This window comes from Kitasatospora sp. NPDC088391, assembly GCF_044753345.1.
In the GTDB taxonomy this organism is placed as follows: Bacteria; Actinomycetota; Actinomycetes; order Streptomycetales; family Streptomycetaceae; genus Kitasatospora.
This window is the reverse complement of sequence record NZ_JBIVNB010000004.1, coordinates 168223-179975: the sequence shown is the minus strand read 5'-3', so window position 1 is coordinate 179975 and position 11753 is coordinate 168223. Positions and strand designations below refer to the sequence as shown.

At 78.2% G+C, this 11753-nt stretch carries 6 protein-coding genes; 2 read left to right on the top strand and 4 right to left on the bottom strand.

The genetic code is table 11. The annotated features are described in order from the left end of the window. Positions 1 to 3 precede the first annotated feature (3 nt). Together ACIQBJ_RS13845 and ACIQBJ_RS13840 are read left to right on the top strand one after the other, a co-directional pair. Positions 4 to 1731, top strand: a complete 1728-nt coding sequence (locus ACIQBJ_RS13845) for a hypothetical protein (RefSeq protein ID WP_400709817.1) — start codon at positions 4 to 6, stop codon at positions 1729 to 1731. 85 nt (positions 1732 to 1816) lie between these two features. Further along, a complete protein-coding gene (locus ACIQBJ_RS13840) occupies positions 1817 to 4717 on the top strand; it encodes a bpX6 domain-containing protein (protein WP_400708480.1) in 2901 nt (966 codons plus the stop codon). 7 nt (positions 4718 to 4724) lie between these two features. Here ACIQBJ_RS13840 and ACIQBJ_RS13835 read toward each other — a convergent pair whose 3' ends face one another. The 4 genes from ACIQBJ_RS13835 to ACIQBJ_RS13820 are packed head-to-tail and all read right to left on the bottom strand — an operon-like array spanning position 4725 to position 11720. Next, on the bottom strand, positions 4725 to 8054 hold the full coding sequence (locus tag ACIQBJ_RS13835) for an SAV_2336 N-terminal domain-related protein (RefSeq protein ID WP_400708478.1): 3330 nt from the start codon (positions 8052 to 8054) through the stop codon (positions 4725 to 4727). A 3-nt stretch (positions 8055 to 8057) separates the two neighbouring features. Next, positions 8058 to 9164 carry an AAA family ATPase gene (locus ACIQBJ_RS13830; protein WP_400708476.1) on the bottom strand — a complete coding sequence of 369 codons (1107 nt, stop codon included), beginning with the start codon at positions 9162 to 9164 and terminating at the stop codon, positions 8058 to 8060. Continuing rightward, the gene (locus ACIQBJ_RS13825; protein WP_400708474.1) at positions 9161 to 11353 is read right to left on the bottom strand and encodes a hypothetical protein; all 2193 of its coding nucleotides are present in this window, start codon (positions 11351 to 11353) and stop codon (positions 9161 to 9163) included. The genes ACIQBJ_RS13830 and ACIQBJ_RS13825 overlap by 4 nt, the downstream gene beginning before the upstream one ends. Before the next feature lies 1 nt (position 11354). After that, positions 11355 to 11720, bottom strand: coding sequence for a trypco2 family protein (locus ACIQBJ_RS13820; RefSeq protein ID WP_400708472.1), 366 nt, complete (start codon positions 11718 to 11720; stop codon positions 11355 to 11357). Positions 11721 to 11753: the final 33 nt, after the last annotated feature.

Sequence of the window (11753 nt, the reverse complement as noted above, 5' to 3'; positions counted from 1 at the left end):
CCGGTGAGCGCCACCCCCGCTGCTCCCACCGGCCTGCTGCCGGCCGCTCTCGCGCCGTGGGCACCGGAACTGTCCGCGCTCACCACCGCGTTGGCGTCGGCGCTCGGCCCGCTGGTGCGCGGGGTCGACACGCTGATCGCCGAGCGCGAGTCGCGCACGGCGGCGTTCGGCGAGCCGGACGGCTGGGGCGGGTTGGCGCGGCGCGGCCGACCGGACCGGCTGCGGCCCGCCGAGTGGCTGCTCGCCCAGGAGCTGCCGGAGGAGTTCGTCCGTCGGCACCAGGACGGCGAACTGCTCTACCTGGCACCGGAGTTCCGGAAGCCGGGGCGGACCGGCCGGGTCGTCGTGCTGGCCGACACCGGGCCGCGGGCGGCGGGGGCGGCGCGGCTGGTGCAGCTCGCGGCGCTGGTCGCGCTGCGGCGGCGGGCGACGGCCCGGGGTGCCGAGCTGGTGGTGCACGTCCTCGGCGACCCGCCGGAGGAGGTGCTGACGGGCGACCTGCCCGAGCTGCTGCCGCAGTGGCTGGGGGCCCGCCGCACCGCCGACCCGGACGCCGCGGCGGTGGCCGGGGCCCTGGCCGTCCTGGCGGCGCCGGACGAGTCCTGGCTGCTGACCACTCCCGAGCTGGCCGCGCACCTCCCGGACCGGCGGCGTACGTTGACCGCCGAACCGGTCGGCTGGGGCGCGGGCGGGGCGACCGGAGTCCGGATCGCGCTGCGCGGATCGACCAGTGAACTCCCGTTGCCCGAAGTCGAGTTGGCTGTCCGGGCGCTGCGCGGGGCGGAGTTCGCCCGGGTTCCGGAGCAGGCCGCCGCGACCGAGGTGTTCCGGCTGCCGGTCTTCAACAGCGTCGCGTCGGCGCTGCTGGCGCGCGGCGCGAAGACCGGCCAACTGGTCACCACCGCGCTCCGCCCGGACCGGCCCGGCTTCCCGGTCCGGGCCCGGGTGCACGGTCTGGGCCTGCCCGTCGTCGCCGCGGCGCAGTACCCGCGCCGCCTGGTCGCTCTGGTCCACGACCAGGGAAAGTTGCGGGTCAAGGTGGTCGGCCGCCCGCTCACCCCGTCCGAGTGGGTGCCGGTGGACGCGCTCCGGCTCGGCCTGGACCGGGCCGACCTGGCGGCGCTGGCGGCGGGCCCGGTCCTGCCGCTGCTCCGGGGGGACGGCAGCGTCACGGTGCCGCTGGCGGGCCACTGGTGGACGCTCGGCGCCGACGGCGGAGCCTCGAACGACGGCCCCCTCGCACCCCGGAACGCCGACCGGGACGCCGACCGGAACGCCGACCGGAACGCCGACCGGAACGCCGTCGAGGGCTTCCGCTGGGCGTACGAGCCGCGCCTGTACGGGGACCGCCTGCCGCCCGGGGCCGTCGACGCGCCGCACCGGGTGTTCGCCCCGGACGCGGTCGCCTGGTCGCAGGACGGTGCGCACTGGCTGGCGGCCCACCGCAGCGGCGGGAGCGTCGAGTTGACGGTTCCCGAGGGGCACGCGCCGATCGGCCTGGTGGACCGGAACGGCGAACTCGCCCTGGTCACCTGCTCCGTGGCGGGGCTGCTGGTGCGCAGCGTCCGCCCCGGCGGTTCCCGTACGCTGAGCGGCCTCTCCGGCGGTCGCAGCGCGCCCGTGGTGCATCCCGGCCTGCCGCTGATCGTGGCCGAGCCGGAGCCCGGCCGGGTGGTGGTCGGCGACGCCTTCAGCGGGAAGGTCCACGCCCGGATCGAGGCCGCGTCGTGATCCGCCGCCCCGACACCGCCCTCCCCTCCTCCGGACGGCCGTTGCCGCCGTCCGGGCCGATCCGAACCGCCCTCGGGAGCACGACGTGACCGCCACCGCCGCCGGCCGCCACCGCGCCTCGGTCGACGCCGCCGGCTTCGTCCTGGACGTCCCCCTGCTGGGGGCCGACGAGGCGGCGGCCCGGGTGCTGCGGTACTGGCAGGACGGCGCCCGGCTGACCGAACTCCCGTGCGGTTCCTGGCTGTTGCAGTTGGCCGAACCGGTGGCGGGGCGGGCCGATCGCGGCCCGGGCCTGCCGCTGCTGGCCCGCTCCGGCGGGCTGGTGTCCCCGGACGCACTTGAGGGGGAGGACGGCGAGGAGGCCGCCGGGTACCTGGTGCGGCTGCACCACGGCGTCCGGGAGCGGCACTGGCTCGCCGACCTGCCGCCCGTTCCGCTCGCGCACCGCCTCGACACCGGAAGCCTGACGGTCCGTCGGCTCGCTTCCCTGGAGCGGGAGCCGGAGCCGGAGCCGGTGGTGGAGTCGCTGCTCCGGGTACCGCGTCCCGACCTCCGCGCGGCGGCCCGGGTGCGGCCCGCCTCGGAGCGCGCCGTCCGGGCCCGGAGCACCGATCCGCGCACCGCCGGGGCGCCGGGGTTCCCGGCGGGTGTGCTGCCCGCCGTGGGACTCGCGGCAGTGCTGCTGGCACTGGGCTGGACGTCCGCCACGCTGTTCGGGGCGTCGACCGGGCCGGCGCTGTCCATCGCGGTGGTGTACGCCGTGCTCGTGGCGACGGCCGCCGGCCTGGCCGCGGCCCGCCGGGCCCGGGCGGCGTCCCAGGAGCCCTCGGCGTCCCCGGCGGACGGGGCGCGTGCGACGGGCGGGGCGGCGGCCGGCACCCGGCGAGGCCGCCCCCGGTGGTTCGCCCGGTTCCGGCGCTCGAACCGCACGACCGGCACCGGCACCAGCCCCGGCAGCAGCCCCGGCCGCCCCGCGCGCACCGCCCGCCCCCGGCTGGCGGCCCTGACCGGGCTGCTCTCCGCACTGGCCCTGCGCACCCCGGCCGACCGGCTGATCCGGGGGCGGCACGTCCGCTACCTGGACGACCTGACCGGCGCGTTCCGGCGGCGCGACTGGGACGAGGCGCTGCGGGAGGCGATGGCGCTGGGCGGGGAGCGGGAGCCGGGCGGCGCGTCCTGGCTCAGCCTGGCGCTGCCCCGGCGCCGGACCGGACCGCTCCGGCCGAGCCGGGCGCAGGGGACGACGGGGGCGGTCTCGGCGCTGTCCGGCCCCACCGTGCACCAGCACCTGACGGAGCTGTACCGGAACGCGGCGGAGGCGCTGGAGCGGGAGGGCCGGACCGACGAGGCCGCGTTCGTGCTGGCCGACCTGCTGTCGGCCCCGGCCGAGGCGGTGGCGCTGCTGGAGCGGCACGGCCGGTACGCGGACGCGGCCGCGCTGGCGGAGGGGCGCGGCCTCGATCCCGAACTCGTCGTCCGGTTGTGGTGGCGGGCGGGCGAGCGCGACCGCGCGGTCCGGCTGGCCGAGCGGCACGCGGCGTTCGCGGTGGCGGTGCGGCGGCTCGCGGACGTCGCCCCGGACCAGGCGCTCCGGCTCCGGGAGGCGTGGGTGCGCTCCCGGCAGGCGGCGGGCGACCGGATGGGCGCGGTCGAGGCGGCCTGGCCCGAGGAGCGGCTGCGGCCACTGGTGGCCGGGGACCTGCGGGACGCGGTCGCGCTCGGCGGCACCGTCCGGGCCCGGGCGTTCGCCCACCTGCTGGCCCTCGGCGCGGGGGCGGCCTGCGCGCCGCCGGTGCGCGCGATCCTGGCCGGCGGTGAGCCCGAACTGACGGATCAGCGGGCGCAGTTGGCTCTCTCGATGGCCCGCCTGCCGGGCCTCGACCCGGCCCTGGACCGGGAGTTGGCGACCGCGGCGGCCCGCGCGGTGGTGCGGGACGGCGGCTTCGGCCCCGACCTGGACGTCCGCGGCGGCCGGGAGGCGCTGCGGTCCCTGCTGGAACGCGCCGACCCGCTCGCGGCGGCCGACCTGCGCCCGCCGACCGCCCGCCCCGCCCCGGCGCGGCCGGACACCGTGACGGCGGACGGGCTGCCGGGCCGGCTGCGGCTGTCCGACGCGGTCGCGCTGCCGTCCGGGGGCGTCCTGGTGGCCTGCGGGCAGGCGGGTGTCCGGCTGCTCATCGCGGACGGCCGCACCAAGGCCCGCTGGGACGTCCCGGCGGACCAGCTGGTGGTCGCCGACCACGGCGGCACGGTGCTGCTGGTCGCCCACTACGGGCGGGCCCGCGAGTTCTCCCGGCTGGACCTGGCGACCCGCGCCGTCCGGCCGTGGACGGTGCTGCGCGGCGGCGAGCCGCTGCCGTCCTTCGACGGCCGGCTGCTCACCGTGGTCGAGGACCGCGCGCTCACGGTGTACGACACGCACGCGGACCGGCCGACCGTGGTCTGGCGTGAACTCGGCTCCGGGACGGTCCTGTTGGCGCCGCCGGTCCGCACGCCGGGCAGCACCGCGGCGCTGGTCGCCACCGGCGCGCTGTTCGAACGCTGGCGCTGGGACCTGCCGGACTGGCAGCTGCGCTCCCGGCTGCGGGTGGCGGACCCGGAGCCGTCGAGCGCGGTGCTGGCCGACGGCAGCGTGCTGGTCCTGGAGCCGGACGGGCACCGCTGGACGCTGGCCCGCACCAACGAGAACGGCACCTTCCGCCGCCCGCTCCCGCCGCTCTCCGGCGAGGAGCCGGTCCTGCTCGCCGACGGCGACCTGTGCGGCGTCGCCACCGCTGCCCCGGACGGCGGCACGACCGTCCGACTCTTCCGCGGCACCGGCCTGGACGTCCTCGCCCAGCTGCGCTTCCCGGCCGCCGAACCGGCCGACCTCGCCCTGCGCCACCATCCGGGCACCGTGACCGTCCGCCACCGCGACGGCCGCCTGCTCGCCCTGACCGACGACGGCATCCGTCTGCTCGCCAACCTCCGCCTCACCGACGCCTGACGGTTCGTCAGCTCTCCTGCCCGGAAGCCAGGTCGAGCCATTCGCCGACCTGGCGGGCCCGGCGGAGCGCCTCCTCGTCCGGGGGGTCGGGGGTCGCGGCCAGGTCGCGGCGGATCTGCTCGGCCTCGTGGTGCGCCGCGCGGGCCTCGGTGTGGTTGCCGACGACCGCGAGGCGGACCGCGAAGTTGTCGAGGGCGACGGCGAGTTCGGCCAGCGCGGGGGCGGGCTGCCGCCGAACGGCCAGCCGGTAGAGACTGACGGCGTCCAGGGCCGCGTCCACGGCCTCCGTCGAACGGCCCACCGTCGCAAGACGGTTGGACAGGGCGTGGAAGGCCCGGGCGATGTCGGCGGTGTGCTCGTGCGGGTGGGTTCCGGGCAGCTCCTGATAGCAGGCCACTGCCTCGGTGGCGGCCGCGAGCGCATCGGCGGGCCGACCGGTGTCGGCGAGCAGGTTCGACAGGTTGGTCAGGGTCAGCCCGAGGCCGGGGTTGTACACGACCGGGTCCTGCGCACACGCCTCCCGGTACAGGTCGACCGCCTCGCCGGCGGCGTCCAGGGCCCGTGCCGACCCCCCGGCCGCACGGGAGCGCACCGCCAGGTTGCTGAGCGCCCGGGCGAGTTCGGTCCGGGAGGCCGTGGTCCCGTCGTGGAGCGCGAGTTCGCGGAACACGGCGACCGCCTCGGTCCCGGCGGCGGCCGCGGCCGCCCACTGCCCGGCCTCGGCCTCCCGGTCGGCGAGGGCGTTCAACGCCCTTGCCAGCAGCAGACGGTGAGGGTTGCCCGGGTCGTCCGAGGCGCGCAGCAGCTCCACCTCGCGGCGGGCGGCGGCCACCGGATCGGTCCGGCGGCGCGCCGCCGAGCGTGCCAGGATCGCGCGGTCGAACGACTCGACCAGGTCCTGCGCGGTCGGCCGGACCGACTCCCCGCTGTCCAGGCAGCGCCACAGGGTGTCGGCCAGCGCGGGGGCGAGGCCCGCGGCGTCGAGTTCCGCCCGGATCGCGCGGTCGGGCCCGATCTCGTCCCACCGGTCGACGGCCAGGGCGATCAGCAGCGCGCCGACGACCGTCGTCTCCCCGCGCGCGGTCGGCCGGCGGTCCGTCTCGCTCCGTTCGCCGGAGGCCGTCATGCCCAACTCGTAGAGGCGGTTGCGCCGGTGCGCGGCCCGGTACGGGCTGTGCTGCCCGTCCACCGAGGCGGTGATCCAGCCGATCAGCCGGGCCTCGTCGTCGGCCACCAGGACGTTCTGCGGCGTCAACGAGCCGTGCAGGATGCCCAGTCGGTGGGCCCGGCGCACCGCGTCGGCCAGCGAGCGGCCGATCCGCAGGTACCGGTCGAGGTCCGGCGGGCCGTCGTTGTCCGCGCAGAGGCCCTGCAGGTCGAACACCGGTCCGCCGTCCCCGGCCTGCACGAAGGAGGCCGCCAGCCACGGGGTCCGCGACTCGTGGCTCGGCGAGACGCCGAGCAGGCGGGGGGCGCCGATGCCCTCCATCCGCCGCAGGCAGGTCGCCTCGGTGCGGATCAGGTGCTGGGCCTGCTTCGGGTCGGAGGCGAGCAGCCGGTCGGCGGCCCGGACCGTGGCCAGGCCGCCGTCCCGGTCCCGGGCCAGGTAGAGCCCGAGGTGCGGCCAGCCGTGGTCGCTCCGGGCGATCAGCCGGAACTCGCCCAACTGCCCTTCCTCCTGGGCCCGGAGCGGTCTCCAACCCGGGGGGAGCACCTCCTCGCGGCGGATCGGCGCCCGCCCCGGCGGGCTCGCCGGGGGGACGCCGAGGTGGTGCAGGAGGCGGTCGGTGAGCCAGCCGAAGGACGGGGTGTCGGCCGTGGTGCGGGTCCGGCCCTGCGGGTGGCCGACCCAGGCGGGGAACTCGGCGGAGCGGCCGAGGGTCGCTTCCAGGCGTTCGGCGACCGTCCCGGCGGTGCGGAGCAGTTCGTGCGGGGCGACCGCCCTGAGCAGGGCGCGCCGGATCGGCGGGGCGAAGTCGAACAGCCGCTGGTGGGGCGGCGGTTCCGTCCCGCCGGAGTCGACCTGGTGCATCAGTCCGCCGAGGAAGACCTCGGCGAGGTGGCCGCTGTCGACCGGCGCGCCGAGGGCCGCGCGGACCAGCCGCATCACCGGCGGGCTGACGGGTGCAACGGCGGCGAGGTGCGCGGCGAGCCGGTACGCCTCGGGGGAGGCGGCGTCCCGGAAGCGCAGCACGGGGTCGTCCGGCCCGGGCACGGCCGGGCCGGGACCGTCGGAGGGGGCGGGGTCGGGGGTGTCCTGCCAGAGCGGGAGCAGGGCGCTCCCGCCGGGCGCGGCGAGCAGCTGGGCCCAGGTGGCGAGGGCGGCGGGCGAGGGTTCGAGGACGGGGACCGGGACGGCCCGGTACTCGGCGAGGGCGGCGGGCAGGACGGGGTCGGCGGCCTTCCAGTGGGCGGTCGGGCCGCCGCGCCGGTGCGAGCGGACCTGCCAGGGGCGGGCGGCGATGCCGGAGCCGCGCCAGAGCCGGGTGGGCAGGGCGTGCACGAGGGCGGTCGGGCCGCAGTGCGCCCACCGGTCGACCGCGGTCCGCATCCGGCCGTCGCGCCAGGCCGGTCCGACGCCGTCGCTGACGACCAGGACCAGGGTGGTGCCGGTGGGGTCGGCGAGGACCGCGGGCGGCAGTTGCGGCCCGCCCGTGCGGTAGGGCCGGGCGGTGAGGAGCGGGGCCCGGTCGCTGCGGCTGTCGAGCCCGTACACCCGCACGTCGCGGAACGCGCCCGCGCGCTGGAACAGTTTCCGCAGGTCGGAGGCGATGCGCTGCCACAGCACCATGGACAGGCCGTCGTCGACGACCAGGGCCAGCGAGAGCCAGCGGCTGCGGCGGGGGCGGGAGGCCGTCACGGGCAGGCCGGTCTCGGCCATCGCGGCGACCGTGCGGGCGAGGTCGAGTTCGGGGCGGCGCGGGTCGGGGAAGCGCTGCCGGAGCGGGCGCAGCGACCGGGCGGAGGCGCGGGTGTCGGCCTCGGCCGGGCGGGCGTCGGGCACCCGGACGCCGAACGCCCTTTCCGGGGTGGGCGGTTGGCTTGTGGGCGGCGGGGCCGGGGGGCGGTCCGCCGGGCGCGGCGGGCCGACGTGCAGGGGGTGTTCGGCGGCGGGGTCCGGTGCCGGGGCGTCGTCGGGCCCGGCCTCCGGCACCCCGGGAGCGGCCGGGCCCTGCCGGGCCTCCGACCCGACGCCGGGCGGGGGCGCGGGGGCGGTCCGGGCGGCGGGGCCGACGCCGGGGGGCAGGGTGCGGGCGAGCCAGAGCGCGTCGAGGAGTTCCTCCTCGGCGAGCTCCAGCCCGCTGCCCGCCAGTACCTCCCGCAGCCGTTCGAGCATGGCTCAGACCGCTCCGCCGAGCTGGTGCAGGACGGCCTCCAGCAGGCGTCCGGCGTCGAGGTCGACGCCGCCGCGGCGTAGGAAGACGGCGTTCAGGAGCTGGTCGGTGGCGAGTTCGCCGGGGGCGCGGCGGCCGAGGAACTCGGTCAGCAGGTCGTCGATGTCGGCGGTGGCGTCCGGGCCGAGGTGGGCCTCGACGATGGCGCGCAGGCGCTGCTCGTCGGGCTCGGGCAGGTCGAGTCGGACGCAGCGGCGCAGGAAGGCGGGCGGGAAGTCGCGTTCGCCGTTGCTGGTGATGACGACGACGGGGAAGGCCCGGCAGCGGATGCGGCCCCGGGTGACGGGGGCGGGCCGGTCGGGGTCGTCGGTCTGCACCTCGACGGGGCGGTCGCCGTCGGCGAGGCGGACGAGTTCCGGGACGGTGAACTCGCCCTCCTCGAAGACAGTGAGCAGGTCGTTGGGGAGGTCGACGTCGCCCTTGTCGAGTTCGTCGATCAGCAGGACCCGGGGCCGGTCGGCCGGGACCAGGGCGTTGCCGAGCGGGCCGAGCCGGATGTACCGGCCGACGTCGCCCGCCCCGCTGTCACCGGCGGCGGTGCCTCCGGTGCTGCCGCCCGGGCCGCCCGCACCGTCCGCTCCCCCGCCGTCGCGGCGCAGGTGCGCCTCGCGGAGGCGGCCGACGGCGTCGTACTGGTAGAGCGCGTCCTGCAGGGTGGAGCGGCTGTTGACGGGCCAGTGCAGGACCCGGCCGAGGCCGAGTTCGCGGGCGACGGCGTGCGCCAGCGAGGACTTGCCGGTGCCGGGGTGGCCGGTGACCAGCAGCGGCCGCCGCAGGTGCAGGGCGGCGTTGACGATGTCGGCCTCGTCGGGGCCGATCAGGTAGGGGCGCGGCCCTGCACCTGCGGCGGCCTCGTCCGGCCCGGCGGCGGTGAAGCGGCGCCACGGCGGGGGCGGGGGGAAGTCGACGGCGCGGACCGTCCCGTCGCCGCGGAACAGCCGCCACGTGGACGACGGGGTCTGCTCGCCGGGGGCGCCCCGGTCTTCGGGGTCCTGTCCCGTGGGGTCCTGGCCGGTGGGGTCCTGGCCCGTGGGATCGGTGCTGGTGGTCATCCGGTGTGCGTCCCCTTCCGAGGGTCCGTCAGCTGCAGCGGCGCGGTCTTCGGGCGCCCGTCGACGCTCTCCCAGAGCAGCGCGGGGCGGGCCGGGTCGGGGGCCGGCCGGTTGCGGAACGCCCGGACCCGTTCGGGGAGTTCGGGCAGCGGGCCGGTCGGTTCGAGCGGCCGGAGCCGGTCGGCGTCGGCGTGGCCGGCGGCCTGCCGGTCCCACAGGACGACGGGCACGCCGAGCGCCAGACAGTACGTCAGCATGGTGGTGCGGCGCTCGGGCGGGCCGTGCAGCACCACCCGGGCGGTGTCGCGGTGCCCGGTGTCCAGCAGGCTGTGCAGCTGGGCCTCGGTGGCGGTCTCCGGGCCGACGACCAGGGTCGCGGAGCGGCCGTGCTCCCAGCGGCGGCGCAGGTCGTCGGCCCGGCTCTCGACCAGGTCGCCGATCTCGGGGCAGCTCAGCGTGACCCGGTACTCGGCGCCGATCGGGCGGCCGGGCAGCAGCGGGTTGGGGGCGCCCGGGTTCCACTCGTCGACGGCGAGGCCGAGCCCCTCCCGGTCGACCAGCACGGTCACCCAGGGCGCGTCGGCGGCCAGGTCGCCGCGGGCGGCCGCGGCCCGGACCTCGTCGCGCAGCCGCCGGGCCACCTCCTCCGGCGTCCGGAGCACCGTCTCGGGCTCGTGCAGGACGGTGCGGCTGCCGTCCTGCCGGGCGAGCAGCACCCGGCAGGTGTACCGCTGCCCGTCGGCGGCGCCGTCCGCCCCCGCGGGAGCGGCGGCGGTGAGTTCCAGCTCCACCCGGGTGACGGGCGACGGGGCGCGGTCGGCCCAGCGGCGGGCGTCGCCGCGGCGCTCGCCGAGGGCGGTCGGGTGGATGCCGGTGCGCCGGGCCACCTCGTCGGTCCAGGCCCGCAGTTCGCCGGCCAGCACCGGGTCGGTGACGGCGGCGGCCGCGTACTCGACCACCTTCACCAGCGCGGGCACCGGCGGGGTGCCGTCCGGTCCGGGGTCGTCGGCGGGCAGGTCCTCCAGTCCGGTGACGATCCCGTCCAGGTCGTCGGCCGCCGGGCCGGGGCGGGACAGCGCCGCAGGCAGCACGGCGTGGCGCAGCGCCTCGCGGGAGGCGTGCGCGAGCAGGGCGGGGCTCAGTTCGGCGACCCAGCCCAGCAGGTCGAGCAGGCGCTGGTGCTCGCCGAGCGAGAGCAGCGGGGCGCCGCGCAGGACGCGGTCGCGCTGGAGCAGCCGGGCCAGGTCGGCGCGCCGCTCCGGGTCGGCGAGGGCTTCGGCGAGGGTGCCGCTGAGCGTGGCGAGGCCGCGCGGGTGCACGCCGGCCAGGGCGAGCAGCCGTCCGATCGAGGGCTGTTCGCCGGTGGGGACCCGGTAGCCGAAGGCCGCGGCGAGGGCCCGGTACTGGGCGGCGCAGGCGTCGGCGCCGGGGAGGCACTGCCACAGGGTCTGCTCGACCTCGCGTTCCCAGCCGCTGTACTGGGCGGCGGGCCGTTCCGGCGGCAGGGCGGCGCCGATCTCGGCCAGCGGGGGCGGCCCGCCGGCGTACTGGTCGAGGGCGGCGGTGAAGAAGCCGTCCGCCAGGAAGACGTGCGCGGGGCAGGCCAGCAGGCGGCCGCTGCCGAAGCTCCGGCGTTCCTGGACGACCACGCACACCAGGTGGCCCTCGCAGAACACGGCGGCGCCGGACGCGCCGGACCAGAGCACCCGGTCGCCCGGCCGGGGGTCGGGCACGGTGTCCTGGTCGAGGACGTAGCGCCCGCCGCCGCCGGACAGCGGCGGCAGCGTCCCGCGCAGGTGCTCGACCTCGCGCTCGACCTCGCGCCCGGCCCCGTCGACGGTGCTGGCGGCGGGGTAGCCGAGGCCCTGGTAGGGCAGCGGGTCGCGCCCGACGGGGCGGCCCCAGCGGACGGGGTCCGGCACCTCGTGGTCGCGGTCGAGCAGCAGCAGCGCGACGTCCAGGTCGGGGTGCAGCCACGCCTCCGCGACCCCGGACGCCTTGGTGCCGCCGTCGCGCACGTGCCCGATCCACACCTTGATCCGGGGCCGGCGGACGCCGGTCTCCTTCTCCGTCACGACATGACGGGCCGTCAGGACCAGCCGCGGGGCGATCAAGTAGCCCGAGCCCAGGCCCACGGGGTCGCCGACGGCCGCCCCGCTGCGGATCAGCGCCAGCCTGCGCGCGTCCATCTCACTCCCCGGAGCCGCCCGCGGCCGCGTCCGGTGCGGCGGGCTCGCCGTCCTCGTCGCCCCAGCCCCCGGTGTTGCCGCTGTCGCTGACCTCCGGGTTGGCCCCGCCGGCGGCCCGGTCGTGGATCTCCAGCTTCAGCGTCAGCTTGTGCGTCCGGACGCTGCCGTGCTCGCCGCCGAGGCCGACCGTGGCGACGCCGAACGCGAGCTTGGCCTCGCCCTTGCCGACGTTGCGCAGCTCCAGCAGCAGTTCCAGCTGGGCCTCCTTCACGGTGAAGCCGAACTGCTGGTCGGCTCCGCGCTCCTGCGCCGTGTACAGCTCCTGCCGCAGCTCCTCGATCGCCGCGGCCAGCCCGATCTCCGCCATCCCCTGACCCCCCAGGTGCCTGCCGTGCCTGCC

What these genes read in the sequence shown, in the direction of transcription:
- ACIQBJ_RS13825 (WP_400708474.1), bottom strand. Translation starts at nt 11,353, where the DNA reads ATGGACGCGCGCAGGCTGGCGCTGATCCGCAGCGGGGCGGCCGTCGGC.
- ACIQBJ_RS13830 (WP_400708476.1), bottom strand. Translation starts at nt 9,164, where the DNA reads ATGACCACCAGCACCGATCCCACGGGCCAGGACCCCACCGGCCAGGAC.
- ACIQBJ_RS13835 (WP_400708478.1), bottom strand. Translation starts at nt 8,054, where the DNA reads ATGCTCGAACGGCTGCGGGAGGTACTGGCGGGCAGCGGGCTGGAGCTC.
- ACIQBJ_RS13820 (WP_400708472.1), bottom strand. Translation starts at nt 11,720, where the DNA reads ATGGCGGAGATCGGGCTGGCCGCGGCGATCGAGGAGCTGCGGCAGGAG.